The sequence below is a fragment of the Arthrobacter crusticola genome (assembly GCF_004357995.1).
Classification (GTDB): Bacteria; Actinomycetota; Actinomycetes; order Actinomycetales; family Micrococcaceae; genus Arthrobacter_D; species Arthrobacter_D crusticola.
Genome location: NZ_SMTK01000002.1, coordinates 647,488 through 672,349, shown reverse-complemented (window position 1 = coordinate 672,349; position 24,862 = coordinate 647,488). Strand labels below are relative to the sequence as shown.

The 24,862-nt window shown below is 71.0% G+C and carries 23 protein-coding genes and 1 riboswitch; of the genes, 8 read left to right on the top strand and 15 right to left on the bottom strand.

Going from position 1 to position 24,862, the window contains the following annotated elements; all coding sequences use genetic code 11:
* Positions 1-137: 137 nt before the first annotated feature.
* Entirely contained in the window at positions 138-1,496 is a 1,359-nt protein-coding gene (locus tag E2F48_RS06980) for a YibE/F family protein (RefSeq protein ID WP_246018556.1), read from the bottom strand.
* Between the two features lie 209 nt (positions 1,497-1,705).
* On the opposite strand from E2F48_RS06980, the gene E2F48_RS06975 reads away from it, so the two are divergent.
* Positions 1,706-2,470 carry an alpha/beta hydrolase gene (locus tag E2F48_RS06975; protein WP_246018555.1) on the top strand — a complete coding sequence of 255 codons (765 nt, stop codon included), beginning with the start codon at positions 1,706-1,708 and terminating at the stop codon, positions 2,468-2,470.
* An 83-nt stretch (positions 2,471-2,553) separates the two neighbouring features.
* On the top strand, positions 2,554-3,369 hold the full coding sequence (locus E2F48_RS06970) for a lysophospholipid acyltransferase family protein (RefSeq protein WP_133403247.1): 816 nt from the start codon (positions 2,554-2,556) through the stop codon (positions 3,367-3,369).
* A 120-nt stretch (positions 3,370-3,489) separates the two neighbouring features.
* Here the strand turns inward: E2F48_RS06970 and E2F48_RS06965 are convergent, their stop codons facing one another.
* From E2F48_RS06965 to E2F48_RS06955, 3 genes are all read right to left on the bottom strand, one after another.
* The gene (locus tag E2F48_RS06965; RefSeq protein WP_133403246.1) at positions 3,490-4,398 is read right to left on the bottom strand and encodes a GNAT family protein; all 909 of its coding nucleotides are present in this window, start codon (positions 4,396-4,398) and stop codon (positions 3,490-3,492) included.
* Positions 4,398-5,786 (bottom strand): glycine--tRNA ligase, encoded by a 1,389-nt coding sequence (locus tag E2F48_RS06960; RefSeq protein ID WP_133403245.1) that lies wholly within the window; start codon positions 5,784-5,786, stop codon positions 4,398-4,400. The genes E2F48_RS06965 and E2F48_RS06960 overlap by 1 nt, the downstream gene beginning before the upstream one ends.
* A gap of 154 nt (positions 5,787-5,940) precedes the next feature.
* Complete coding sequence (locus tag E2F48_RS06955; RefSeq protein WP_133403244.1) at positions 5,941-6,948, bottom strand: DMT family transporter; 1,008 nt, start codon at positions 6,946-6,948, stop codon at positions 5,941-5,943.
* 51 nt (positions 6,949-6,999) lie between these two features.
* Here E2F48_RS06955 and E2F48_RS06950 point away from each other — a divergent pair, with 51 nt between their 5' ends.
* Positions 7,000-7,251: an RNA-binding S4 domain-containing protein gene (locus tag E2F48_RS06950; RefSeq protein ID WP_133403243.1), complete on the top strand. Its 252-nt coding sequence runs from the start codon at positions 7,000-7,002 to the stop codon at positions 7,249-7,251.
* A gap of 12 nt (positions 7,252-7,263) precedes the next feature.
* Here E2F48_RS06950 and E2F48_RS06945 read toward each other — a convergent pair whose 3' ends face one another.
* Positions 7,264-7,959, bottom strand: coding sequence for an alpha/beta hydrolase (locus tag E2F48_RS06945; RefSeq protein WP_133403242.1), 696 nt, complete (start codon positions 7,957-7,959; stop codon positions 7,264-7,266).
* Between the two features lie 114 nt (positions 7,960-8,073).
* On the opposite strand from E2F48_RS06945, the gene E2F48_RS06940 reads away from it, so the two are divergent.
* Complete coding sequence (locus E2F48_RS06940; protein ID WP_133403241.1) at positions 8,074-8,928, top strand: SGNH/GDSL hydrolase family protein; 855 nt, start codon at positions 8,074-8,076, stop codon at positions 8,926-8,928.
* A 56-nt stretch (positions 8,929-8,984) separates the two neighbouring features.
* Here E2F48_RS06940 and E2F48_RS06935 read toward each other — a convergent pair whose 3' ends face one another.
* The 3 genes from E2F48_RS06935 to E2F48_RS06925 form a co-directional block, all read right to left on the bottom strand.
* A complete protein-coding gene (locus E2F48_RS06935; protein ID WP_133403240.1) occupies positions 8,985-9,227 on the bottom strand; it encodes a hypothetical protein in 243 nt (80 codons plus the stop codon).
* Between the two features lie 98 nt (positions 9,228-9,325).
* On the bottom strand, positions 9,326-10,465 hold the full coding sequence (metX, locus tag E2F48_RS06930) for a homoserine O-acetyltransferase MetX (RefSeq protein ID WP_133403239.1): 1,140 nt from the start codon (positions 10,463-10,465) through the stop codon (positions 9,326-9,328).
* 6 nt (positions 10,466-10,471) lie between these two features.
* Positions 10,472-11,788, bottom strand: a complete 1,317-nt coding sequence (locus E2F48_RS06925; protein WP_133403238.1) for a bifunctional o-acetylhomoserine/o-acetylserine sulfhydrylase — start codon at positions 11,786-11,788, stop codon at positions 10,472-10,474.
* A 52-nt stretch (positions 11,789-11,840) separates the two neighbouring features.
* Positions 11,841-11,955: riboswitch (SAM riboswitch) on the bottom strand.
* Positions 11,956-12,062: 107 nt separating this feature from the next.
* On the opposite strand from E2F48_RS06925, the gene E2F48_RS06920 reads away from it, so the two are divergent.
* Positions 12,063-12,704, top strand: coding sequence for a VOC family protein (locus E2F48_RS06920; protein WP_133403237.1), 642 nt, complete (start codon positions 12,063-12,065; stop codon positions 12,702-12,704).
* Positions 12,705-12,737: 33 nt separating this feature from the next.
* Positions 12,738-13,499 carry a glycosyltransferase family 2 protein gene (locus E2F48_RS06915; RefSeq protein ID WP_133403236.1) on the top strand — a complete coding sequence of 254 codons (762 nt, stop codon included), beginning with the start codon at positions 12,738-12,740 and terminating at the stop codon, positions 13,497-13,499.
* Positions 13,500-13,774: 275 nt separating this feature from the next.
* On the opposite strand, the gene E2F48_RS06910 is transcribed toward E2F48_RS06915, so the two are convergent.
* The 6 genes from E2F48_RS06910 to E2F48_RS06885 all read right to left on the bottom strand — a co-directional run bounded on the left by E2F48_RS06910 (position 13,775) and on the right by E2F48_RS06885 (position 21,007).
* Entirely contained in the window at positions 13,775-14,557 is a 783-nt protein-coding gene (locus E2F48_RS06910; protein ID WP_133403235.1) for a CPBP family intramembrane glutamic endopeptidase, read from the bottom strand.
* A gap of 42 nt (positions 14,558-14,599) precedes the next feature.
* Positions 14,600-15,856 carry an amidohydrolase family protein gene (locus E2F48_RS06905; protein WP_133403234.1) on the bottom strand — a complete coding sequence of 419 codons (1,257 nt, stop codon included), beginning with the start codon at positions 15,854-15,856 and terminating at the stop codon, positions 14,600-14,602.
* Positions 15,853-17,346, bottom strand: coding sequence for a formimidoylglutamate deiminase (locus tag E2F48_RS06900; RefSeq protein WP_246018554.1), 1,494 nt, complete (start codon positions 17,344-17,346; stop codon positions 15,853-15,855). The genes E2F48_RS06905 and E2F48_RS06900 overlap by 4 nt, the downstream gene beginning before the upstream one ends.
* Entirely contained in the window at positions 17,343-18,551 is a 1,209-nt protein-coding gene (locus E2F48_RS06895; RefSeq protein WP_133403233.1) for an allantoate amidohydrolase, read from the bottom strand. Before E2F48_RS06895 ends, E2F48_RS06900 begins: the two co-directional genes overlap by 4 nt.
* A 96-nt stretch (positions 18,552-18,647) precedes the next feature.
* Positions 18,648-20,345, bottom strand: a complete 1,698-nt coding sequence (gene hutU / locus E2F48_RS06890) for a urocanate hydratase (protein WP_133403232.1) — start codon at positions 20,343-20,345, stop codon at positions 18,648-18,650.
* On the bottom strand, positions 20,342-21,007 hold the full coding sequence (locus tag E2F48_RS06885) for an IclR family transcriptional regulator (RefSeq protein WP_133403231.1): 666 nt from the start codon (positions 21,005-21,007) through the stop codon (positions 20,342-20,344). The genes hutU and E2F48_RS06885 overlap by 4 nt, the downstream gene beginning before the upstream one ends.
* Before the next feature lie 112 nt (positions 21,008-21,119).
* Between E2F48_RS06885 and hutH the strand changes: the two genes are divergently transcribed.
* Positions 21,120-22,772: a histidine ammonia-lyase gene (gene hutH, locus E2F48_RS06880; RefSeq protein ID WP_133403230.1), complete on the top strand. Its 1,653-nt coding sequence runs from the start codon at positions 21,120-21,122 to the stop codon at positions 22,770-22,772.
* Between the two features lie 73 nt (positions 22,773-22,845).
* Positions 22,846-23,676 (top strand): siderophore-interacting protein, encoded by an 831-nt coding sequence (locus E2F48_RS06875; protein WP_133403229.1) that lies wholly within the window; start codon positions 22,846-22,848, stop codon positions 23,674-23,676.
* Positions 23,677-23,704: 28 nt separating this feature from the next.
* On the opposite strand, the gene E2F48_RS06870 is transcribed toward E2F48_RS06875, so the two are convergent.
* Positions 23,705-24,673 carry an AfsR/SARP family transcriptional regulator gene (locus E2F48_RS06870; protein WP_133403228.1) on the bottom strand — a complete coding sequence of 323 codons (969 nt, stop codon included), beginning with the start codon at positions 24,671-24,673 and terminating at the stop codon, positions 23,705-23,707.
* Between the last annotated feature and the right edge of the window lie 189 nt (positions 24,674-24,862).

The following is a 24,862-nucleotide window of genomic DNA, read 5'->3' as shown; positions in this document are numbered from 1 at the left end:
TTACGGCAGTCACCCCTCCATTGTCGCAAGTGCGGGCAAATCGGGCACATCGGCCCTCCGGCGGCTGCCCGGGCGGCAGCGCATCCGCGGGACCGCGCGGCGTCTCGGGAGCGTTTTTGGGGCCGCCGCGGTGCCGCCTAGTGGGATTCTGCCTCCCGGCGGGCCCGGCGGGAGCCTGCATGCACCTCCGGCTCCGCTTCGGGTCCGTTCCCGGCCCCCGACGGTGCCCCCTGCGAAGCTTCCTGCAAAGCTTGCTGCCGGGCCGGCTCCGGCGTGCCGCCAGGACCCGCCGGAACGGCGGCGGGTACCGGCGCGGCACCCGTTCCGCGGCCCCCGACGGCCTTCACGACCGCCACGGCGATGGCCGTGGTGACCGGGATGGCCAGGACCAGACCGATTGAGCCCACCAAGGTGCGCACCACTTCCTCCGCGAGCTCGCCGCTGGTGAGGGTGTCGATCAGGGCCCGGTCATAGAGCGAGACAAGGATCAGCACGGGCAGGGCCGCACCTGCATAGGCGAACGCAATCGTGTAGACGGTCGAGGCGATGTGGTCGCGGCCAATGCGCATCGCCCCAGTGAACAGCCGCCGGGCCGGGGTGGACGGGGCCAGTTCGTAGAGCTCCCAGACCGCCGAGGACTGGGTGATGGTGACGTCATTGAGCACGCCCAGGCCGGAGATGATCAGCCCGCACAGGATGATCGAGGAGATGGACAACTGGTCGGAGGAGTTGACCAGCGCGTACGCGTTGTCGTCGCCCACCCCGGTCAGGTGGGCCGTCCCGGTGGCCCAGGCCGCCAGCACCGCGGTGATACCCAGACCGAAGATGGTGCCGAGCAACGCCGTCGAGGTGCGCGCGGAGAAACCGTGGGCGAAGTACAGCACCCCGATCATGATGGCCACCGAGCCCACGAGGCCGAGCAGCAGGGGCGGTGCGCCCTCCACGAGGCCCGGCAGGATGAACTGCGCCAGGATGAACAGTGCACCGACGAGCCCGAGCATCGCCCGGAATCCGCGCCAGCGGGCGACGGCGACGACCACGACGGCGTACAGGATCGTCAGGGCGGCGATCGGCACGGTGCGGATGAAGTCGACGAAGACATAGGGCGCCGATCCGCCCTGGATGACCCCCTCGAGGTTCAGGTACCGAATCCGGTCCCCCGCCTCGACGGCACTGGCCTTGGCCAGTTCGGGGGTCACCTCGACGGGCACCGTGGGGCCGCCCGCGTCCGGCACCGTGAAGGCCACCAGGCAGGTGAGGGCCTCGCCGCCGGCGTCCACGGTCGGCTGGGAGGACGGGCAGTCCTCGAAGGCCGCCCGCTGCACCGTTCCGGTCTCGAACTGCACACCCTCCGCGGTCGCGTAGGGATTCGCCACCGAAATCTCCGAGGTGTCGCCCGAGGGCCACAGCAGCCACATGCCAGCGACCGTCAGCAGCCCCAGCGGAAGGAGGATGGCCGCCAGGAGGAAGTTTGCCCGGCGGCGGGTGGCAATCATTGGAGCGGTCGGCTCCGAAGAACCGGCAGTCGAAGTGTGGCTGATACCCACGGACATCCTTCGGTTGGTGGTGCAGAAGTTACGGAAGAGCAAGGTTTTCATACGGAGTCTACGCAGGGTGGACACCCGGGCGGTGCCGCCTAGGGTTGGAGGTAAAGGTACCCGGCGGGCACCGGTGCTGACGGCGCCGAGGAGTGGAGGGGGACGCGATGAGCGGGAACGGTGCTGGAATGGGCGGGACACCCCGGCGTCCCGCCCGCGCGGTGGTGCCGGCCGATCCGGTCCTGACGGTGCGCGCGCCGCGGGGTGAGGTCACCGCCGTCGCCCTGGTGCTCCACGGCGGCCGGGCCCACAGCTTCGATCCCGTGCGCAGCCGGCACCTCAGTCCCTCGCGGATGATCCCCTTCGCCTCGATCCTCCACCGCCGGGGCGGTCCGCTCGGCTTGGCTGTGATGGCACTGCGCAACCGGGTGCGCGGCTGGAACGGCCCCGAAATGTCGGCGCTGCAGGACGCACGGTGGGCCCTCGAGCGCATCCGGCAGCAGCATCCGGGGGTTCCGATCTACCTGGTGGGGCACTCCATGGGAGGGCTCACCGCGATCTGCGCTGCGGATGACCCGCAGGTCCGAGCCGTGGCGGCCCTCGCCCCGTGGCTTGAGAGCAACACCCCGGTGGATCCCGTCAAGGACCGGCACCTGTTGATCGTGCACGGCGACACCGACCGCTGGACCAGCCCGCGCCAGTCCCGCCGGTTCGCCGAGCGCGCCCTGCCCCTTGCCGCCTCGGTGAACTACGTCAGCGTCCGCAACGCCGGACACTTCATGTTCCGCAAGGTCGGCAGCTGGCACGGCCTCACGGCCTCCTTCATCCTCAGCCGTTTCGCGGCGGACACCGGAGCCGGCGTCGAGCCCGCGCATCTGCGCCTGGCGCGGACGCTGCTGACCGCCGACGAACCACTGGCCATTCGAGTCTGAGGCGCCGCATGCGGCCGGGCAACAGTCACCGGGGCGGATGGCCACCGCCGCCCCTCCACCAACCGGAACAGGACAAAAACACGATGGTATGGAAACCGAAGCAGAGCGACCGGATGTACCGTGCGGTGGTGCGGGCGGGGCTGCTGACTTTCGCGGCGCTTCGGCTGCGGATTGACGTCACGGGCACCGAAAACCTTCCGGCCCCGGACCCGCTGCAGGGCCGCTCCCGCCGCGCGGTGCCCGGAAGGGGCGCCGTCGTGGCCATCACCCACTTCGGATACCTCGACTTCGCCTTCGCCGAACTCGTCCTTTGGAAGCACGCGCGGGTGCAGATGCGGTACATGATCACCAAGGCGGCGGCATCACATCCGGTGGTCGGGCCGGTCGTGTACGGCCTGGGGCACGTCGTCACCGACCGCCGGGCCGGGGCCGAGGCCTACGCCGACGCGCTGGCGAAGCTGCGCGCCGGCGAATACGTTGCCATCCTCCCGGAGGCCGGGGTGAGCCGCAGCTACACGGTGCGCGAGCTCAAGACCGGGGCCGTGCGGCTTGCGGCGGAGGCCGGCGTGCCGATTCTCCCCGTCTCGGTGTGGGGTTCGCACCGCCTGCTGACCCGGGGCCACGGCTTTTCGCTTCGACGCGCGTGGGGCTCCCCGGTGCGGATCCACGTGAGCGGACCGATCCGGCAGACGCCAGGCGCGGATGTGGCCGCAGAGACGGAGAAGCTGCGAGCCGAACTGCAGGACGGCATCGAGCGGTGCATCGAGACCTTCCCGCTGGTCCCGGCCCCCGGTGAGTGGTGGCAGCCGGCCCACCTGGGCGGCGGTGCCATGACAGAGGCCGAACGGGCCGCCGCGGACGCACACGACCTCGCCACCGGGCGGTACAGCAGGGGCTGAGCCGCGGGTGGCCGGGTGCCGGCCGCCCGCCTCGGGCCGGCACCCGGGAGGCCCGGGCGGGCCGCCTCCGGAGAGGCGCTGACCGACGGACGCGTGCGGCCGCTCCCCCGGTGCGGGCCGTCAGCCGGCGACGACGAAGGTGGCCGGAGCGGCCTCCACGGCGGAGCCCGCGGCCAGCAGCGGTTCGACGACGTTCACCAGCGCCGTCATCGAATCGTCAACCTCGAGCTGGACCGGGTAGGTGTGGACGAGCATGGCGAGCAGGCTGGCCACCGCGGCTTCCTGCTCCGCAGCGGGCAGGGACGTGTCGTATCCGAGCAGGACGTCGGCCGGCGCGTCGGTGCGGGCCGAGGTGTAGCTGACGGCGAAGGCCGCGATGGACCCGCCGTCGCTCTTGGGCTTATCCCGCAGCACCACCGCCCCTCCGGCGCCGGTTGCGTCGGCCAGGAGCAGGTTCTGGGCCCGGCCGAGGGTCATCTCCGCCCGGTCCCAGCCGTGGACGGCCGTGTAGAAGGCGGCGACGGCCTGAGTGAGCTCGACGGAGCCGGTCGCTGCCTCTTCGAGCTGGGGCCCTGAGGCGTCCTCGAACCGGGGGGCCGGCAGCGCGCCCGGCTTCACGACGACCACGCGGGAACGCTGGATGGTGGTGAATCCGGTGGCCTCAGCGAAGGCCGCCCCCGACGTGCCGGGCTGGACCTTGCTGCGCAGGGCCGTGACGCCCGACGGCGATGCCGCGGCCTCGTGGCGCAGCATCGCCAGCAGGGTCGACCCCACACCGGCGCGGCGGTGGTCCGCCGCGACCTCGACATAGCACCAGAGCCTCTCCGGGTGCAGTGCCGTTTCATAAGCGAAACCGGCGGCGACCGGAATGCCCTGGTCCAGGACGGTGATGCAGCGGTTCCAGGGTTCCTCCGAGGAGGGCCGGAAGGAGCCGCGGAACTGCTCCGACGGGGTCGACTCCGGGCCGCCCCACAGCTGGAGCAGCTCGAGGTCATCGCCCTCCTGCCAGGCACGGTACTCGAGGGCCATCAGGCGCCCAGCATCCGCTCGGCGAGGTAGCCCTGAACCTTGTCCAGGGAGACCCGTTCCTGCGCCATGGTGTCGCGTTCGCGGATGGTTACGGCCTGGTCCTCGAGGGTGTCGAAGTCGACGGTGATGCAGAACGGCGTGCCGATCTCGTCCTGCCGGCGGTAGCGGCGTCCGATCGCCCCGGCGTCGTCGAAGTCGATGTTCCAGTTCCGCCGCAGCTGCGCCGCCAGCTCCTTGGCCTTGGGTGAGAGGTCCTCGTTGCGGCTCAGCGGCAGCACCGCGGCCTTGACCGGGGCAAGGCGCGGGTCGAGCTTGAGCACCGTACGCTTGTCCACGCCGCCCTTGGCGTTGGGCGCCTCGTCCTCGGTGTACGCATCGACGAGGAACGCCATGAAGGAGCGGGTCAGGCCCGCGGCGGGCTCGATCACGTACGGGGTGTAGCGCTCGTTGGTGGCCTGGTTGAAGTAGCTCAGGTCAGTCCCGGAGTGCTTCGAGTGGGTCGAGAGGTCGAAGTCGGTGCGGTTGGCGATGCCCTCGAGCTCGCCCCACTCGGAGCCGGAGAAGCCGAAACGGTATTCAATGTCCGTGGTGCCCTTGGAGTAGTGGCTGAGCTTGTCCAGCGGGTGCTCGAAGAGGCGCAGGTTCTCGGGGCGGATGCCGAGGTCGGTGTACCAGTCGTAGCGGGTGGAGATCCAGTACTTGTGCCACTCGTCGTCGGTGCCGGGCTCGACGAAGAACTCCATCTCCATCTGCTCGAACTCGCGGGTGCGGAAGATGAAGTTGCCCGGGGTGATCTCATTGCGGAAGCTCTTGCCGATCTGGCCGATGCCGAACGGCGGCTTCCGCCGCGAGGTGGTGAGCACGTTGTTGAAGTTCACGAAGATGCCCTGGGCTGTTTCGGGGCGCAGGTAGTGCATCCCCTCTTCGCTGGCGACGGGGCCGAGGTAGGTCTTCATCAGCCCGGAGAAGCTCTGGGGCTCGGTCCAGCGGCCCTTGGTGCCGCAGTTCGCGCAGGTGATGTCGAGCAGCCCGTTCTCGGGCGCACGGCCCTTCTTCTCCTCGAACTCCTCCTCGAGGTGGTCCTGCCGGTAGCGCTTGTGGCAGTTCAGGCACTCGACCAGCGGATCGCTGAACACCTCGACGTGGCCCGAGGCCTCCCACACCTGGCGGGGAAGGATCACTGCCGAGTCGAGGCCGACGACATCCTCGCGCCCGCGCACCATCGACTGCCACCACTGCCGCTTGATGTTCTCCTTCAGCTCAACGCCGAGGGGCCCGTAGTCCCACGCCGAACGCGATCCGCCGTAGATCTCCCCGGACTGGAAGACGAAGCCCCTCCGCTTGGAGAGGGAGATGATTGGGTCAAGAGCTGATTTGGGTGCCGCCATGGGGGTTCTCCGGTCGTCAGCAGGCCGCTGGGTGCGGTCCGCGGGATGATGGGTGCAAAGCTGTGGATCCTTCCGGGATTCCCGACAGAAAACCACGGAAATCCGGAAGGGACAGTCCTGCTCCAAGCCTACCGGCACCGGAGCCGAACCTGCCCTACGTGCGCCCGGCCGTCGTCCCGGTCCGCCGGCGGCGCGCCGCCGCGGCCGCGGCGCCCCGGGGCCACGGCAGGGTGGTCAGCACGATGGCGACGAGGGTCAGGAGGGTGCCGGCGACGGTGGCGAAGGCGACGACGCTCCCGGGTGCCGGGACGAACAGGTCAAGGGCCAGCGATCCCACGAGCTGGCCGCCGATCAGGCCGAGGCCCGTGAGCAGGACGCCGAGGCTGCGCACCAGCAGCGCTCCCAGGCCGATGAAGACGCAGCCCATGGGCCCGCCCAGGTAGTACCACCACTCCGACGGCAGGGCGTTGCCGGGTCCGGCGATGGCGACCTTCGCCAGCCAGGCCGCGAGCAGGACCACGGTCCCGGCGATGAAGTTCACCAGGGTGGCGGTGATGGGGGTTCCGTAGTGGAAGGCCGCCGTCCCGTTCATGGCCTGCTGGAAGCTTAGGAGAATGCCGGCGGCGACCGGCAGCAGGACCGGGATCAGCCAGGACGAGGGCTCCCCCGCCGCACCGAACCGGGGTGAGACGGCCCAGATCACGGACACCACCGTCAGCACGACGCCGATGATGCGCATCGGGGTCGCAGACCGCTTGCCCGCCGGGCCGATGCCGAGCCGGTCGACGACGAGTCCGCTCAGGGACTGGCCCATGACCGCGGCCACGGAGAACAGCGCGACGCCGATGAGGCTGATGGTCAGGGACTGGGAGAACACGAAGAACGCGCCGATTGCCCCGGCCCCCAGGTACACCGGCGGGAACCGGCGTTCGCGCACCGAGGGACCGATCGCCCGGAAGCCCGCCCGGCCGCGCGGCAGCACCAGGGAGATCAGGATCATCACCACCAGCCCTGTGCCGAAGCTCACCAGGGCCGCGGCAACGCCGTCGTCGAGCCGGGCACCCAGGGCCCCGTTAATGCGCCCCTGGACGGGGATGGCTGTGCCGGCGGCGAGCGCCACCGGGATGCCGATCAGGGGCGGGAGCGGTGCTGAGGAAGTCACCGGTCAAGTTTAGTGGACCGGTGGCCGCATCCGGTCGGGCAGAATTGCCTTATGAGCAGCGAACCGAACGGACCCGGCGCGTCGGCCGGCATCAGCGAACTTCCCATCTCCGACGGCATGATCCGGCTGGGACAGCTGCTGAAGCTTGCCTCGCTGGCCGAGGACGGAGCCGAGGCGAAGACCTTGATCGACAACGGGCTGGTCCACGTCAACGGCGACATCGAGGAGCGCCGCGGGCGCCAGCTCCACCCCGGCGACGTCGTGAGCGTCAACGGCCAGAGCGTGAAGATCGTGGCCGGCTGAGCGCGGGGCCCTTCAGCTTCCGCCGGTCCCGCCGGACGGCGCATTCAGCACCGTCAGCGTCAGGAACTCCCGGACGTGGGCCAGTTCCTGCTGGCTGATGCTGTGCCCCATGGTGGGGTACAGCACCTTCGTCAGTCGGGTGGTCGAGGTTGCCCAGCGGTGCGTGTACTCCACCATCGAGGAGGAGATCACCTCGTCCGCCTGGTCCCGTCCCCAGAAGAAGGGCACCTGTTGGCCCGCCAGCGCCTCGTCCTGAAAGAAGGGATGGCCTTCGGGTGGAACAGCGAATCCTGAGAGGCCCACAACGGTAGCGAAGTCGCCAGGGCGGTGGCGCAGCAGCGAGGTGGCGACGCCCATGCCCATGGAGAACCCCAGCAGGCTGACGCTCGAGTGCGGCGCCCGGATTGCATCGAGCCACTCCGCCAAGGGCGTAAGCGCGTCGACGACGGCCTCCACCGAGTACCCGGCGTCCCGGGACAGCGGGAACCACGAGTACCCCTGGTCCTCCGCGTGGGGTGCGCGGACCGAGACCACCGTGAACTCCTCGGGCAGGTAATCGGCGAGCCCCATGAGGTCGCGTTCGTCGGCCATATAGCCGTGAAACAGCACAAGAAGCGGGGTTCCTGCCCTCTCGCTTTCGGGCCGGGACCAGAGGGTGACCGGGTCCCAGACGGGCGTGGACAGGGGGGCGGGGCCGGTTTTCGTCATCCCCCAATTCTGGCATGCACCCCGCCCCGGCCCACGCGCTCCACCCACCCGCGGCGCCGTAACCGGGGCTACCTACGGTCGCGTAGGCGGCCCCGGACTTGGCAGGATGAAGGGGTGAGTGAGAAACAGGCAGTACCTGCAGTTGGAGAATCAGTACACGTTGAAGGGGAGGCCATTCCCCACCCCTGGCGGCGGTACGTCGCCCTTGGTGATTCCTTCACCGAGGGGATCGGGGATCCCAACCCCGACAGCCTCGGGGGAAACCGGGGCTGGGCCGACCGGGTCGCCGAGGAGCTCAGCCGGGGCTGCGGCAGCTTCTCCTACGCAAACCTTGCGATCCGGGGGCGCCTGCTCCAGCAGATCGTTGACCAGCAGGTGGAGCCGGCGCTGGCACTGAAGCCCGACCTCGTGAGCATTTCCGCCGGCGGCAACGACCTCCTGCGGCCGGGCGCCGACCCCGATCAGCTCGCCGCACGGTTCGACTCCGCCGTACAGACCCTCGGCAGCGAGGGCGCGACGGTGGTGCTGTTCACCGGGCCCGACGTGCGCGACACGGTGCTGGGAAAGGTGCGCCTTAAGACCGCCGTGTACAACGAAAACCTGCGGGTCATCGCGGCCCGGCACGACGCCGTGATCGCCGACATGTGGGCGCTGCGGCAGCTCTCCGATCCCCAGATGTGGTCCGACGACCGTCTCCACTTCTCCCCCTTGGGGCACCACACGATCGCCATGATGGTCCTCGACACGCTCGCGGTGAACCACACCCTCGAACCGATGCAGGCCAAGCCGCTTCCGCCGAAGAGCTGGCGCCTTGCACGCACCGAGGACGTCGTCTGGGCCCGGGAATACCTGATGCCCTGGATCCTGAGGCGCCTGCGCCACCGTTCCTCCGGTGATGGCATCAGCCCCAAGCGTCCGGAAGCTTCGACAATCTTCGGTCCGGCCATGCCACCCGGCGCGGGCCTCTAGGAACGGCGGACCCCGGTCCGCCGCGGCTGCGGGCCCCACGGCGCACTGCATTGCACCTAGGCGTCGAGGGAAACCTCTCCGTTAGCCACGGCGTCGGCGCAGGCGCTGAGGTCCGGTCCCGGCTGGAAGTCGACGAACTGCGGCTGGAGCTTGGCGAAGAGGAATTCATACACTTCCTCCCTGCTGCGGCCGCTGAAGGTTTCCACTGCCTCCCTCACCGCCTCCTGCAGCGCGCGGTCCGCGTCCAGCAGGATTTTCCCCCGGGCTTCCTCGTTCCAGCCGATGCTGTTCAGGTCCATGAACGATCCTTCCTCGCGGCCGCCGCCGGCCGGCGGCGGGCGTGCTCGGCACCACTGTAGGGCTGGTTACTCCGGCGCGCCCAGTCCTTTCGGGGAGGCTACCGGGGGTAGAAACGGGCGCGCAGGTGTGCGTCGAGCTGCCCGATCTCGGTGAGGAAGGCGTCGTGGCCGATCGGTGAGGAAATGGTATGGACGGGCACCTCCCCCGGGAGGGCGGCCGCGAGGCCGCGCGCCTGCTCGGGAAAGTAGAGCCGGTCGGAATCGACGGCGGCGACGAGGAACTCGGCGCTCGCCGCGCCGAGCGCCTGCCGCAGGGTGCCCCGGCCGCGTGCGGCGTCGTGGCTCATCAACGCTTCGGTCAGGACGAGGTAGCTGTTGGCGTCGAACCGCTGCACGAGCTTGGCGGCCTGGTGGTCGAGGTAGCTCTCCACCGAATACCGCCCGCGGTCCGCCGGACGCCGCCCTCCGAAGGGGGCCTCGGTGCCCTGGGCGCTCCGCCCGAACCTGAGGGCGAAATCCACCTCGGACCGGTAGGTGATGTGCGCGATCCGCCGGGCCAGCCCCAGGCCGGCCGCCGGAGGGGCGGACCCGTAGTAGTCCCCGCCGGCGTAGTGCGGATCGAGGCGGATGGCCTGCAGCTGGGCCTGCGCGAACGCGATCTGCTCGGCCGTGCTCGCGGCGGAGCAGGCGATGACGGCACACCGGGCCACCCGCTCCGGGTACATCAACGCCCACTCAAGCGCCCGCGCCCCGCCCATTGAACCGCCCACCACCGAATGCCAGCGGCGGATCCCGAGCTGGTCGGCCAGCAGCGCTTCGGCCCGGACAGAATCCCGGATGGTGACAAAGGGAAAGCGCGAACCCCAGGGCCGGCCGTCGGGAGCCGGCGTCGAGGGGCCGGTGGACCCGTAGCAGCCACCGAGCATATTGGCGGCAACGACGAAGTACCGGTCAGTGTCCACGGTGCGGCCGGGACCGACGAGCGGGTCCCACCACCCGTCCTCGTCCGACCCGCCCCGGGCCACGTGGGAGCTGCCGGTCAGGGCGTGTTCGATCAGGACGGCGTTGGAGGCGTCGGCGTCGAGCACGCCCCAGGTCTCGTAGGCGAGCTCGACCCCGGGCAGGAACCCTCCGGTCTCGAGGGTGGCGGGGCCGAGGCGGGCGGTCCGGACGGCGCCGTCGCGCCCGGGAACGCCCGGTGCCGGGGCGCGCCCGGGGGCGGGTAGGTAGGCGGTCACGGCCCGCTAGCTTCCCTTGGCCGCGCGGAACCCGGCGTCGAGGTCCGCCAGGATGTCCTGGAGGTTCTCCAGCCCGACGGCCAGGCGCACCAGGCCCGGGCGCACTCCCGCGGCCAGCTGCGCCTCGGCGCCGAGCTGGCTGTGGGTCGTGGAGGCGGGGTGAATCACCAGGGAGCGGACATCGCCGACATTGGCCACGTGGGAGTGGAGTTCGAGGCCGTCGACGAAGCGCCTGCCGGCCTCGATCCCGCCGGCGATGTCGAAGGACACGATGGCGCCGGTGCCGTTCGGTCCGTACTTCAGCCCGCGCTCGTACCAGGGGCTTGAGGGCAGGCCGGCGTAGGCGACCGACTCGACGTCGTCGTGGAGTTCGAGCCATTCCGCGACGGCGCGGGCGTTGGCGATGTGGCGTTCCATCCGCAGGCTGAGCGTTTCGAGCCCCTGGGCGATGAGGAAGGCATTGAACGGAGAGATCGCGGATCCGAGGTCGCGCAGCAGCTGGACGCGCGCCTTCAGGATGAAGGCGAGGTTCGCCCCCAGGGCGCTTCCCACGCCGAGGTCCCGGGCGTACACCAGTCCGTGATAGCTCTCATCGGGGGTGTTGAAGCCCGGGAACTTCTCCGGGTCACGGCCGTAGTCGAAGCGGCCGGAGTCGACGATGACGCCGCCGATGGCGGTGCCGTGGCCGCCGAGGTACTTGGTGGCGGAATGCACGACGATGTCGGCGCCCCACTCGATGGGGCGGATGAGGTACGGCGTGGACACCGTCGCATCGGCGATCAGGGGGATGCCGTGTTCGTGGGCGACCGCGCTGATGCCCTCGAGGTCGAGCACGTCCTGGCGGGGGTTCGAGACGACCTCCCCGAAGAACGCCTTGGTATTGGGCCGGACGGCGGCGCGCCACTGCCCCAGGTCGTCGGGGTTCTCCACAAAGGTGGTGTCGATGCCGAACTTCCTCAGGGTGTGCCGGAAGAGGTTGTAGGTGCCCCCGTAGAGGCTCGGGCTTGCGACGATGTGGTCGCCCGCCTCGGCGAGGTTGAGGATGGCGTAGGTTTCGGCCGCCTGCCCCGAGGCGAGCAGCAGGGCGCCCACCCCGCCGTCGAGCGAGGCGATGCGGGCCTCAACGACCTCCTGGGTGGGATTGCCGATGCGGGTGTAGATCGGGGCGAGCTCGGTCAGCGCGAACCGGTCGGCCGCGCTTTGTGTGCTGGGGAAGACGAAGGACGTGCTCTGGTAGATGGGCAGCGCCCGTGCCCCGGTGGCGGCGTCGGGCGTCTGCCCCGCGTGGATCTGGCGGGTTTCGAAGGACCAGTTGCTGGACATGGCGTTCCCTGTCGATGAAGGGGCCCGTCCGCCGCCGGAAACCGCCGGCGGGGACCCGCGCTTGCGCAGCGCCGTGTGGCGCTCCGCCAGGTCTTCACCCGGGGCACCCCGCCGCGGTGGAGGGTTGCCGGCCAGCAAGCCGGGGCTGTGTGCTGGCACTCATGACCTTTTCCCCATGAAAGCCGAAACCCGCGGCCGGGGGCAATTTGTGACTCAGCGTTAAGTAAGGTGCACCTAAGTCGAGACGCGGATCACAAAGTGCCACTATGTAGCCATGCGCTTGGACCATGTATCTTATGCCTGCGAACCCGACGGACTGGCCGCTACCGCGGACCGGATTTCCTCAGCTTTGGGCGTCGAAGCGGTCAAGGGTGGTGTGCACCCCCGTTTCGGAACCCGGAACATGATCGTGCCCCTGGCCAACGGCCAGTATGTCGAGGTGGTCGAGGTCCTCGACCACCCCGCGTCCATCAAGGCCCCGTTCGGCCAGGCCGTGCGTGCCCGCTCCGAGGCCGGCGGCGGTTGGATGGGCTGGGTGGTCGCGGTCGATGACCTCACGCCCTTCGAAGAACGGCTTGGGCGCCAGTCGGTACCGGGCAACCGGAAGTTCCCCGACGGCCAGGAGCTCACCTGGCAGCAGATCGGCATCAAGGGCCTGATCGCCGACCCCCAGGTTCCCTACCTGCTGCGGTGGGACGACGGGACTGAGGCGCTCCACCCCTCCAACGCCCGCCCCTCGACGGTGCGGCTTGACTCACTGACCATCGCCGGGTCGCGCGCGCGGGTCACCGAATGGCTCGGCACTCCCGTCGAGGCGCCGCTGGGGGACGTCTCCGTGAAGTGGACCGCCCCCAACGGAACGCCCGGACTGATGTCGGTCACCTTCGACACCGCCAACGGCAAGATCGAAATTTAGCCCGCACCGGGAAACGCCGTCCGGGGGAACGCTGTGGTCGCACGGCTCGCTGTGGTGGTCCCGGTGTTCAACGAGCCCTCCATCGGCAGGACCCTTGAGGGGCTGTACCGCCAGCAGCACCGGGACGGCGTCTCCGTCTATGTAGTCGACAACGGGTCGACCGACGGCACCCGGGCGCGGATCGCCGCATTCCTTGCCGGCCGGGACGGCTTCCCGCTGACGGTCCTTGAGGAGCCCGTGAAGGGCACCGGGGCGGCCAGCGACACCGGATTCCGCCGTGCCATCGCGGACGGCTTCGACCTGGTGGCCCGGACCGACGGGGACAGTGTTCCGCGGCCCGACTGGACCGGGCGGATCCTGGCAGGCTTCGCGGGCCGCCCCGGCACCGCACTGCTGGGCGGGAGGAGCGTGCCCCTCGACGACGCCCACCGCCGCGCCGGGGACGCCCTGGTGATCCCCGCCGCCTTCCTCGTGCTGCGCACGGCGCTGGCCGCCGGCCACCTCGACCGCAGCTACCTCAGGCTCGTCGCGGGGCACAACCTGGCAACCCGCGCCGCCGCCTACGAGCGGGTGGGGGGATTTCCGCGCACGTCGATCGCCGAGCTCGACGAGGACGTCGAGTACGCGCTGCGGGTTGCGCGGGCGCTGGGCCGCTCCGCCGTCCGGATCGACCGCGGCCTCGTGGTGGCGACCTCGATGCGCAGGATCCGCGCCTATGGGCCGGCGCGGGCGGCCGTGCACCAGCTGCTGCCCGGCCTGCGGGGCAGGCTGGGCAGGGATACCGACATCCGCTGACGGGAACTTCGGTGCGGCAGCGCGTTCTGCAGCCGTCCTTCGGCGGAACCGGACCGGCGGCGGGAGCGATGGATTGCCTCCCGTTCCTGACGGCGGGCAGGCATGTCAAGACACCCTGAGCGCCGAAGTATCCGCCCAGGGGGCTGCCGGGACTGGTTTAGTTAGAGGTGGCGCCGAAGTTGTCAAGCAGAGAGCAGTCTGCGGGGCCGGGAGTGGTTGCAGGGCCTTTGCCCTGCAACCGTTCTCTTTGAGGCGGGCTTTTTTGTCCGGGTCCGCTAGTCCCCGATGCCGATGGCCGGGCCGAGCAGGGCGAAGCCGACGAAGCCGGTGATGTCGAGTGCCGCGTGGGCGATGACCAGCGGCATCACCCGGCCGGTGCGCAGGTAGGCGTAGCCGAAAATCAGGCCCAGGATCACATTGCCCACGAACGGCCCGATGCCCTGGTAGAGGTGGTAGCTGCCGCGCAGCAGCGCGCTGGTGAGAAGGACGGCCGGAACGGACCAGCCCAGCCGGCGCAGCCGCTCGAACAGGTACCCCACCACGAGGACCTCCTCGAGGACCGCGTGGCGCAGGGCCGACAGCACGAGCACGGGCACCGTCCACCAGTAGTCGTCGAGGGCCGCCGGGACAATGGCGGTGGTGACGCCCAGGGCGCGTCCGGCGGCGTAGACGCCGAGGGTGCCCACCCCCATGGCCACGGCCAGCCCCAGCCCGAGGCCGAAATCCAGGGCGGGGCGTTCGAAGGTGAAGCCGATCCGCCGGAACGCCGAGGCCCCGCCGGCGCTCAGCAGGAACAGGGCGAGGGCGACCGGCACGAGGGCGAAGAAGATCCCGAGCAGCTGGTACGCCAGGTCGAAGTACTGCCGGTCGTTCAGCACCGGGTTCAGGGTGGTGGTCTGGCCGGCGAGCGGACCGGAGGTCGCCTTGTCCAACAGGCGGACCACCGCGTACACGCCCGACTGTCCGAGGGAGAGCCCCATCACGATCAGGATTTCCGCGGTGATCCTCCGCCGCTCCCGCAGTGCAGGCGGGTGGACGGTGGGTGAGAGAGAGCGCATGGGGGTTATCTTTCCAGCGCCCGGCTCCGATTCCCAGCCGCCCTAGCCGCGCCTGACCCCGGCACGCCACACCGCCCCGGTCAGCGGGATGCCGGGCCGGTAGGCGAGGTGGGTGGCCGAGGGTGCGTTGAGCAGCTGGAGGTCGGCCCGGTGCCCGACGGCGAGGGAGCCCACCGCGCGCCGGCCGTCGGCGTCGGTCCCGGCCCCGCGCCCCAGGGACAGGGCGCCGCCGTAGGTGGCGGCCCGGACCGCCTCCTGAACGCTCAGGCCCATCTGCAGCACGGCCGTGGTGACGCAGAACGCCATGGACGTGGTGTAGGAGGTGCCGGGGTTGCAGTTGCTGGCCAGGGCGATCTGGACCCCGGCGTCAAGCAGCCGGCGGGCGGGTGGGAAGGGCTGGCGGGTTGAGAGGTCGCACGCCGGCAGGCAGGTGGCCACGGTGCCCCGCCCCGGTGCGGACGCCTGCCCGGCCGGTCCGCCCTCCGCTCCGGCCTCCGCGGCGTCCGCAGGATCCCAGCCGGACCAGGACCCGGCGAGCGCGTCGATGTCGGCATCGCTGAGGTGATTGACGTGGTCGACGCTCGCGGCGCCGAACTCCACGGCGAGCGCCGTCCCCTCCCCCGGGCCGAGCTGGTTGCCGTGGACCCGCAGCCCCAGCCCCGCATCCCGGCAGGCGGTGAGTACGGCCCGGCTCTGCTCGGGGGTGAAGGCGCCCCGCTCGCAGAAGACATCGGCCCACTGGACGTAGGGGCGCACGGCGTCGAGCATGGGTCCACAGACCAGCTCGGTGTACTCGTCAGCATCGATGCCGGCCGGCACGAGGTGCGCGCCGAGGTAGGTCACCTCGTCGACGACGCCCGCGGCGATCCGCGCGCTGCGGGCCTCGTGTTCGACGTCGAGCCCATAGCCGGTCTTCGTTTCGAGGTAGGTGGTGCCGCCGGAGGCCGCCTCGGCGGCCCGGCCCAGCAGCAGCCGCGTCAGCTCGTAGTCCCCGGCGGCCCGCGTGGCCTCCGTGGTGACCGCGATGCCGCCGGCCCGGTACTCGGCACCGGCCATCCGGGCCTCGAATTCCGTGGTACGGTCGCCGGCGAAGACGAGGTGGGTGTGGCTGTCGACCCAGCCGGGCAAGCCCGCCCGGCCCTCGGCGTCGTGCACGGTGTCCGCCGCCGGAGCGCCGGCTGCCGGGCCGATCCAGCTGATCCGCTCGCCCTCGAGGACGACGGCGGCGTCGGTGAGGACCCGCTGGTCCGGATCCGAGGTCGAGAGTTCGCCGATATTGGTGATGAGCGTCGAGGTCACGGTGCTGCTGCTCCTAGATTCGTGTGGCTGTCGCTGCGGGAGGCGCCGCTGCCCGCCCCGTCCATCTTCCCGAGGACGGCCACGAGCAGCTCCGCCGGGTCGCCCAGACCCAGGTGCCGCCCGCGGTGGGCGGCGGGGACCCCGCCGATGACGACGTCGGTGACGTCCTGTGCCGTGGCCGAATACATGAGCTGCTCCGGGTCGCTGCCGACGGTGCGCACCGAGCGGGGGTCGACTGCCATGACGTCGCACACGGCGCCGGGCTCGAGGCCGGCCGGCGGTCGGCCCTGCGCGCGGAGCCCGCCCGCCGTTCCGGCGGTGAGCAGCTGGGCCGGGGTGAACTGCGGGCGGCCTCCCGTGGCGAGGCGTTCACCGTGCTCGAGGGCCCGCATTTCGATCCACGGGTCGATAACGGCGTGCTGGTCGGTGCCCAGGGCGATCCGGGCGCCGGCTCGCTGCAGATCGCCGGCGGGTCCGATTCCGTCGGCCAGGTCGGCCTCGGTGGTGGGGCACATCACCACCGTGGCTCCGGCGCCGCCGAGCAGGTCGATGTCGGCGGCGGTGAGGTGGGTGGCGTGCGCCGCCGAGAGCCGGGACGTCAGCAGTCCGGTGGAGGCGAGCAGGCCGGTCGGGGTCAGCCCCGTCGCGGCGAGGCAGGCCTCATTCTCGGCGGGCTGTTCGGAGAGGTGGATGTGTACCGGGACCTCCGGTGGAAGGGCCCGGGCGATCTCCGCGAGCGCTCCCGGCGGGACCGCCCGCACCGAGTGCACGGCCGCGCCGACCGTGACGGCGGACACCGGAAAGCGATCGGCCACCGTCTTCCGCAGCGAGGCGAAGCGGCGCAGCCAGTCGCCGGCGGAGGGGTCGGTGAACCGGCGCTGATCCGGCCCGGGTGGAGCGCCGAAGCCTGCGCCGAGGTAGCAGGTGTCGAGAAGGGTCAGCCGGATCCCGGCGCGGACAGCCGCCCGGGCCAGGGCCAGTTCCATGGCGTGGGGCCCGTCCGTGCCGTCGGCGCTTTCAGCCGTGCCGGAACCCGCCGCGGCCGGACCCGCTCCGTAGGGCGATCCGTCGGGCCGGTGGTGGACGTAGTGGAATTCGGCGACGCTGCTCCACCCGGTGACCACCATTTCCGCGAACACCGCGGTGGCCAGCTCCTCGTACAGCTCCGGGGTCAGCTGCCGGGCCGCGGCGTACATCGATTCGCGCCAGGTCCAGAAGCTGCCCGGGGCCCCGTTATGGGTGCGGCCGCGCAGCACCCGGTGGAAGGCGTGGGAGTGGGCGTTGGCGGCGGCCGGGAAGACCACGCCGGGAAGCACGGTGTCCCCGGCCTCCGCGGGAACCCCCGCCTCGAGGGAGGCCACCGTCCCGTCGCCTGCGGGCACCACCCGAACGCCCTCGACGACGCCGCGGTCCCCCAGCCAGGCCGCAGCGCACCACAGCGGGGCCGGGGCGGGCGCTCCGGCCGTCCCGTCCGCCCTGCCGCCGCTCACAGCAGATCCTCGAGCACGTCGGCGAGCGCGGCGGCACCGGCGTCGGCGTCCTCCCGCTCGACATACTCCTCCGGGGAGTGGCTGACCCCCGTGGGATTCCGCACGTACAGCATGGCCGAGGGCACGACGCCGGCGAGCACCGCGGCGTCGTGGCCCGCACCGGTGGGCAGGGCCGGCACCCCGCCGAGGGAGTTGGCGAGTCCCCGCTGCAGGGCGGGGTCGAAGGCCACGGTGCCGCTGAAGGATTCCTCCGTAAGGGTGACCGAACAGCCCTCGAAGGCGGCGGCCTTCTGCGCCTTGCCGTGGATGGTTTCGACGAGGGCGGCGGTGACGGCGTCGTCGGGGTGGCGCACGTCGAGCCAGAGGTCGACCCGGGATGCGATGACATTGGTGCCGCCGGGCACCGGGGTCAGGCGGCCCACAGTGGCGCGGGCGCCGTCCTGGCGGCGGGCGGCCTCGCGCACCGCCAGCACGATCTGCGCCGCCGCCACCATGGGATCGGCGCGGTCGGCCATCAGGGTGGTGCCGGCGTGGTTGCCCTGCCCCCGCACCGACAGCCTCCACCGCCCGTGGCCGAGGACGAAGGAGCCGACGGCGACGGCGGAGTCCAGGTCGATCAGTCCCCGGCCCTGCTCGACGTGGAGTTCGATGAAGTCGCCGATGTTTCCCAGCGCCTCGTCATCGCGCCCCAGCCCCGCCGGGTCGAGGCCCGCGGCGCGGGAGGCGTCGGCGAAGGTGGTGCCGTCGGCGTCGGTGAGGCTGCGTGCCCGGTCGGCGTCGAGGGTCCCGGTGAGCAGGCGCGAACCCAGGCACGCCACGCCGAAGCGGGAGCCCTCCTCCTCGGGGAAGACCGCAACCGCGAGGGAGCGGTTCGGCTGCACGCCGCGCCCGCGCAGGAGGTCGACGGCGGCCAGGGCCGAGGCGACCCCGAGGGGCCCGTCAAAGGCTCCCCCGCCCGGCACGGAGTCGAGGTGGCTGCCGGTGACGAGCGATCCCCTCCGTCCGATCCCCGGGACGTCCCACCAGGCCCACAGGATGCCGTTGCGGTCGCTTTCGACGGCCAGCCCGCGCCGGCCGGCCTCGGCCGTGAACCACTCGCGCAGTTCGCTCTCCGCGGCGGAGTACACCGGCCGGGAGTACCCGCCGCGGCGGGCGTCGCGGCCGACGCCGTCGATCGAGTCGAGAAGGGTTGAGACGGAATCCATGAAGCCTCCGGGCAGAACGGCTGCGGGCGGTAGGGGTGCGGTGGGTGTAGGCGGTGGCTGGGGGACACGCGGCATGCCGCGGGTGAGCCGCCGCCGTTACTCCTGCATGGGGATGCGCACGCCGCGTTCGGCGGCGACCTCGGCGGCCCGGGGGTAGCCGGCGTCGACGTGGCGGATCACGCCCATGCCGGGGTCGTTGGTCAGCAGCCGCTCGAGCTTCGAGGCGGCCAGCTCGGTACCATCGGCCACCGAGACCTGGCCGGCATGGATGGAGCGGCCGATGCCGACCCCGCCGCCGTGGTGGATGGAGACCCAGGTGGCGCCTGAGGAGGTGTTGATCAGGGCGTTGAGCAGCGGCCAGTCGGCGACGGCGTCCGACCCGTCGGCCATGGCTTCGGTCTCCCGGTAGGGCGAGGCGACCGAGCCCGAATCGAGGTGGTCCCGGCCGATGACGATCGGCGCGGACACCTTCCCCTGGGCGACGAGGCGGTTGAAGAGGAGGCCGGCCTTGGCGCGGTCGCCGTAGCCGAGCCAGCAGATGCGTGCCGGCAGGCCCTCGAACTCGACGTGCTCGGCGGCGGCATCGAGCCAGCGGTGGAGGTGCGTGTTCTCCGGGAACAGCTCCTTGAGGGCGGCGTCGGTGACCGCGATGTCGGCCGGGTCCCCGGAGAGCGCGACCCAGCGGAACGGGCCGAGGCCCTCGCAGAACAGCGGGCGGATGTAGGCGGGGACGAAGCCGGGGAAGTCGAAGGCCCGCGCATAGCCGCCGGAGCGCGCCTCGTCGCGGATGGAGTTGCCGTAGTCGAAGACCTCGGCGCCGGCGTCGAGGAAACCGACCATTGCCTCGACGTGGCGGGCCATCGAGGCCTGGGCCTTCTTGGTGAAGCCCACCGGGTCCGCCTCGGCCTCCCGGGCCCAGTCCACGAGGGCCACGCCTTCGGGGAGGTAGCTCAGCGGGTCGTGCGCCGAGGTCTGGTCGGTGACGATGTCGATGTCGACCCCGCGCCGGAGCAGTTCCGGGAACACCTCCGCCGCGTTGCCCACGACGCCCACGGACAGTGCTTTCCCGTCGGCCTTCGCGGCGAGGACGGCGGCGACGGCGTCGTCGAGCGAGTCGGCGACGGTGTCGAGGTAGCGTTTGGCGACGCGGCGGCGCAGGCGCGATCCGTCGACGTCGACGATCAGCACAGCGCCCCCGTTGAGGGTGACGGCCAGCGGCTGCGCCCCGCCCATGCCGCCACAGCCGGCGGTGAGGGTCAGGGTCCCGGCGAGGGTGCCGCCGAAACGCTTGGCGGCGATCGCGGCGAAGGTTTCGAAGGTGCCCTGCAGGATGCCCTGGGTGCCGATGTAGATCCAGGACCCGGCGGTCATCTGCCCGTACATCATCAGGCCCTCGGCCTCGAGCCTGCGGAACTCCGGCCAGGTGGCCCAGTCCCCCACGAGGTTCGAGTTGGCCAGCAGCACCCGCGGGGCCCACGGGTTGGTGCGGAAGATGCCGACGGGCTTGCCCGACTGCACCAGCAGGGTTTCGTCGTCCTCGAGGTCCTCAAGGGAGCGCACGATGGCGTCGTAGGCCTCCCAGCTGCGGGCGGCCCGGCCCGTTCCGCCGTACACCACGAGGTCCTCCGGGCGTTCGGCGACCTCGGGGTCGAGGTTGTTCATCAGCATCCGCAGCGGAGCCTCGGTCTGCCAGCTCTTGGCCGTCCGGGCCGTACCGCGGGCCGCGCGGATGCTCCGGGACGGATCATGGGTGGTGGCGCGGGGAGTCGGGGCAGTGGCCTCGGATGTGCTCATGCTGATTCTCCTTCAGGGGTTGCGGTGGCGGGGAGGATGGCGGCGGCCTCGCGGGCCACATGCATCCCAATCTCTGCTGATTCGTCTTCTCGAATGCGGTAGCTGGGCACGACAACGCTGAGCGCCGCGGCGATGCGCCCTCCGGCGCGGACGGGGGCCGCGATGGCGGTGACATCGGCTTCGACGCCGTCGCGCACCACGACGTACCCCGTGGAGGGTGTCGCCCCCGAAAGGACAGCGCCGACCGCCGTCCCCTCAAGGGGAATGCTGCGGCCGACCCAGCTGGCGTGGCGCACCGAGTGGGTTCCTTCGCGCACGGCGAGGTAGACCCCGTGGCCGTCGTGGGAAGGGACGCTGAGGTAGGCCGATTCCCCGGTCAGGCCGACGAGCCGGTCAAGGGCGCCCTCGGCCAGGGAGACGAGGGATTCGGAGCTGAGCGCCTGGGCGCCCAGCTGGACGACCCGCAGCCCGGGCCGGTAGCCGCCGGCGTCGTCCCGGCGCACAAAGCCGGTGGCTTCGAGGGTGCGCAGGAGCCGCAGCGCCGTCGAAGCCGAAAGCCCTGCGTCCCGGGCGGCCTCGGCCAGGGAGACCGTGCCCCGCTCGCACACCGCGCCCAGGAGCAGCAGCGCCCGTTCGACGGTGCGGGTTGAGGTATCTGCCACTCGGATCCCCTTGCGCCTTGGTCGGATTTGTATTTCACTTATTGAAACTCCATTTTCACTCAATGGCAATAGTCCGGTGGAACCCCGGAGGCCATGCGAAGCGAGGCTCCCCATGACTGCAGAGCACACAGCCCAGGGCACCACCGGCACCCTTCCGTCCGCCCCGGCACCCGGCTCCGCCACCGCCGGCCGCGGCGGCGGACCCATCCGGATCGGCACCGGCCCCCTCACTCCGGCCGAGGTGGTTGCGATCGCCCGCTACGGCGCGCAGGTGGAGCTCGACGGCGATGCCCTCGAGGCGATGGCCGCCTCCCGCCGCGTTGTGGATCAGCTCGCCGGGGACACCACCCCCCACTACGGAGTCTCGACCGGCTTCGGCGCCCTGGCCACGAAGCACATCCCACCTGCCCAGCGCACCCAGCTCCAGCGCAGTCTGATCCGCAGCCACGCGGCCTCCTCGGGAGCGGAGGTGGACCGTGAGGTGGTGCGCGGGCTGATGCTCGGGCGGCTTTCCACAATGGCCACGGGGCGCACCGGCGTCCGGCCGGTGGTCGCCGAAACCTATGCAGCGATGCTCAATGCCGGCATCACCCCGGTGATCGGCGAGTACGGCTCCCTCGGGTGCTCCGGGGACCTCGCCCCGCTCTCCCACGTGGCGCTGGCCCTCATGGGCGAGGGCACGGTACGCACCCCGGACGGCTCCGCCGCCTCCGCTGCGGAGGCACTGGCGGCCGCGGGCATCGCTCCGGTCGAGCTGCGCGAAAAGGAGGGACTGGCGCTGATCAACGGCACCGACGGCATGCTCGGCATGCTGGTGCTGGCAGCCGATGACCTCCACCGGCTGCTGAAGACGGCCGACCTCGCCGCCGCCATGAGCGTCGAGGGTCTCCTGTGCACCGACGCCGTCTTCGCCGCCGACCTGCACGAGCTGCGCCCGCACCCCGGGCAGCGCGACTCCGCCGCGAACATCCGCGCCCTCCTCAAGGATTCCGGGCTCATTGCCGCGGAGCTGACCGCCGAGACCGGACGCCACCGTTTCACCCGGGTCCAGGACGCCTACTCGCTGCGCTGCGCCCCGCAGGTCCACGGGGCGGCCCGGGCCACCCTCGCCCACGGCAACTCGGTGGCGGGCATCGAACTCGGTTCGGCCATCGACAACCCGGTGATCACCCCCGACGGCAGGATCGAATCCAACGGCAACTTCCACGGCGCCCCCGTCGGCTACGTGCTCGACTTCCTGGCCATCGCCGTCGCCGACGTCGCCTCAATGAGTGAACGCCGCACCGACCGGTTCCTCGACAAGGCACGCAACCACGGCCTCAACGCCTTCCTGGCCGACGACCCGGGGGTGGATTCGGGGCACATGATCGCCCAGTACACCCAGGCCGGCATCGTCTCCGAACTGAAGCGGCTGGCCAACCCGGCCTCGGTCGACTCCATCCCGTCCTCCGCCATGCAGGAGGACCACGTCTCCATGGGCTGGGCGGCCGGGCTGAAGCTGCGCCGCTCCCTCGACGGGCTGACCCGGGTCCTCGCCATTGAAATCCTGACCGCTGCCCGCGCCCTCGACCTGCGGGACGGCGGCCTCGTCACGGCACGCAGCTCGGAGGCCATCACCGCGGTGCGCCGCGTGCTGCGCCGGGACATCGAGGGCCCCGGCACCGACCGCTACCTCGCGCCGGAGATCGAGGCAGCACGGGTGCTGGTCGACAACGGCGCGTTGATCGCCGCCGCCGAGGAAGCACTCCGGACCGGGCTGCTGTAGGCCCGGGGAACGGCCGCGCGCGGCGCGTTTGTTAGGGTTGGCTTACCAACCTCTCCGGAAGCGAGCCGTACCCATGAGCGCACCCGCCATTCGAAAGCCCCGTCCCCAGGTGGTGCTCAGTGTCCTCGAGACGATCCGGCTCGGCCCGCACATGGTCCGCGTCATCGCCGGCGGAGAGGCCTTTCCCAAGCTCCTCGAGAACGATTCCACCGACCGGTACGTCAAGCTGCTCTTCGCACGCCCGGAACTCGGGCTCGTTCCCCCCTACGACCTCGAGACCCTCGCGGAGCAGCTCCCTCCCGGGGACCTGCCCATCAAGCGGACCTATACGGTGCGGTGGATGGACCGGGAGCGGCAGCTGCTCGCCATCGACTTCGTGGTCCACGGCGACGAGGGGATCGCCGGCCCGTGGGCTGCCCGCGCCCGGCCCGGCGACCCGCTCGTGCTGATGGGCCCGTCCGGAGCGTGGACGCCGAAGCGCGACGCCGACTGGTACCTCTTCGCCGGCGACGAGGCGGCTCTTCCCGCCATCGCCGCAGGCCTTGAGGCGCTCCCGGAGGCCGCCACCGGCATCGCCTGGCTTGAGGTGGACGACGAGGAGGACATCCTCCCGCTTCAGGCCCCCGCCGGCGTCGAACTCCGCTGGCTGTTCCGTCGTGGCCGTCCGGCCGGGACGACGTCGCTGCTCGCGGACGCCGTCGCCGCCGCCCAGTGGCCCGAGGGTCGGGCCGAGGCGTTCGTCCACGGCGAGCGGGGGGCCATGAAGGCGCTGCGCGATGTCCTGTTCGGCCAGCGCGGGCTCGAACGTACCCAGGTCTCCCTCTCGGGCTACTGGGCGTACGGCCGGGCCGAGGACCGGTTCCAGGCCGAGAAGCGCGAACCGATCGGCAAGATTCTCGACTGAGGGGCTCCGCGTCCGCCCGGCCCGGTGCTCAGCTCGCCTCGTGTGCCCGCTGGATGAAGTTGTGGAGGATCCGGCCGGCGATCTCGCTGGTCCATTCGCGCCCGCTGTCGAGGCTCCGGGAACCGCCGGTCCCGTTGAGGCGTCCGCCCAGATAGAGCAGCGCAGCGACCTCCTCGGACAGGTCGGGGTCGGCCTCAGCCGTCTGGTGGAGCAGCCGCCGGTGGGCGCCCTTGAGTACCGGGCCCGGCTCACACCCGAGGTGGGTGGCGAAAACCCTCCGGCAGCGCTCAAACGCCGAAAGGCCCTCGGCCGCCATTCCAGCGTGTTCCAGGCCGAGGATCATGGAGATCCAGGCCCGTTCGCTGAGCTGGTCGGCCGAGAGGGCCTCCTGCGCGAGACGGATTGATTCCGTTGTCCGGCCCAGCAGCGATGCGGTTTCGGCCGCCTTGAGGCGCACCTCCTGTGCGGCGGCGGCGTGGCCCAGCCGGGCCTCCTCCGCCCATTCCGCGGTCAGCTCATGCCCCAGCAGGGGTCGGGTGCACAGCTCGAGTGCCGTCAGCAGGCGCGGAAGCGCATCGGCAGGCTGGCATCGTTCGGCGGAGCGGACGAGGTGCTGGAAGCGCGCGTAGTCAAGGTCGACCAGTTTCGCGTCGAGCAGGTATCCGCCGGTGGCGGTCCGCAGCGGCCCGGTGCGCGCATGCCCCGGCTGGATGATCCTGCGCAGCATACTGACGTAACTTTCGAGTGTCGCAACGGCACCGTTGGGGGCGCGGCCGCCCCACAGCACCTCGATCAGCCGGTCCTTCGATATGGGGGAGCCCAGCCGCAGCAGGAGCAACTCGAAGATCTGCCGTGTCTTGAGTCCGCCCAGGTCCCCCGCGCGGAGCACGGTGCCGTCTCCCCGCGTGACCGAGAAGTCTCCGATCAGGTTCACGGAAATCGACCGGGGGAACTCCGCCTCCGGTTCCGAGTGGTTCTTCAACTTGTCCAGGGACATCTCTTCTCACCATCGTCCGAGGTGCCAGGCCGAAACCCTACTCAGCGCCCAACTGCTCAACCTGCAGCAACCGTGGCACCGTCCGGGCGCGTGGGTCAAGAAGCCCGAATACTCGTTCTGTGGGGTAACAAGGAAGACAGGTGTCTTACCATCAGAGACGAGTACCCGAACATCTTGTCGGGCGCAGGG

Excerpts from the sequence above, each read along its gene's own strand:
- E2F48_RS06980 (WP_246018556.1), bottom strand. The coding sequence starts at position 1,496 with ATGATTGCCACCCGCCGCCGGGCAAACTTCCTCCTGGCGGCCATCCTC.
- E2F48_RS06895 (WP_133403233.1), bottom strand. The coding sequence starts at position 18,551 with ATGGATTCCGTCTCAACCCTTCTCGACTCGATCGACGGCGTCGGCCGC.
- hutH (WP_133403230.1), top strand. The coding sequence starts at position 21,120 with ATGACTGCAGAGCACACAGCCCAGGGCACCACCGGCACCCTTCCGTCC.
- E2F48_RS06965 (WP_133403246.1), bottom strand. The coding sequence starts at position 4,398 with ATGGCCCTCGAGTACCGTGCCTGGCAGGAGGGCGATGACCTCGAGCTG.
- E2F48_RS06875 (WP_133403229.1), top strand. The coding sequence starts at position 22,846 with ATGAGCGCACCCGCCATTCGAAAGCCCCGTCCCCAGGTGGTGCTCAGT.
- E2F48_RS06910 (WP_133403235.1), bottom strand. The coding sequence starts at position 14,557 with ATGCGCTCTCTCTCACCCACCGTCCACCCGCCTGCACTGCGGGAGCGG.
- E2F48_RS06945 (WP_133403242.1), bottom strand. The coding sequence starts at position 7,959 with ATGACGAAAACCGGCCCCGCCCCCCTGTCCACGCCCGTCTGGGACCCG.
- E2F48_RS06960 (WP_133403245.1), bottom strand. The coding sequence starts at position 5,786 with ATGGCGGCACCCAAATCAGCTCTTGACCCAATCATCTCCCTCTCCAAG.
- E2F48_RS06950 (WP_133403243.1), top strand. The coding sequence starts at position 7,000 with ATGAGCAGCGAACCGAACGGACCCGGCGCGTCGGCCGGCATCAGCGAA.
- E2F48_RS06975 (WP_246018555.1), top strand. The coding sequence starts at position 1,706 with ATGAGCGGGAACGGTGCTGGAATGGGCGGGACACCCCGGCGTCCCGCC.
- E2F48_RS06925 (WP_133403238.1), bottom strand. The coding sequence starts at position 11,788 with ATGTCCAGCAACTGGTCCTTCGAAACCCGCCAGATCCACGCGGGGCAG.
- hutU (WP_133403232.1), bottom strand. The coding sequence starts at position 20,345 with ATGAGCACATCCGAGGCCACTGCCCCGACTCCCCGCGCCACCACCCAT.
- E2F48_RS06870 (WP_133403228.1), bottom strand. The coding sequence starts at position 24,673 with ATGTCCCTGGACAAGTTGAAGAACCACTCGGAACCGGAGGCGGAGTTC.
- E2F48_RS06920 (WP_133403237.1), top strand. The coding sequence starts at position 12,063 with ATGCGCTTGGACCATGTATCTTATGCCTGCGAACCCGACGGACTGGCC.
- E2F48_RS06935 (WP_133403240.1), bottom strand. The coding sequence starts at position 9,227 with ATGGACCTGAACAGCATCGGCTGGAACGAGGAAGCCCGGGGGAAAATC.
- E2F48_RS06970 (WP_133403247.1), top strand. The coding sequence starts at position 2,554 with ATGGTATGGAAACCGAAGCAGAGCGACCGGATGTACCGTGCGGTGGTG.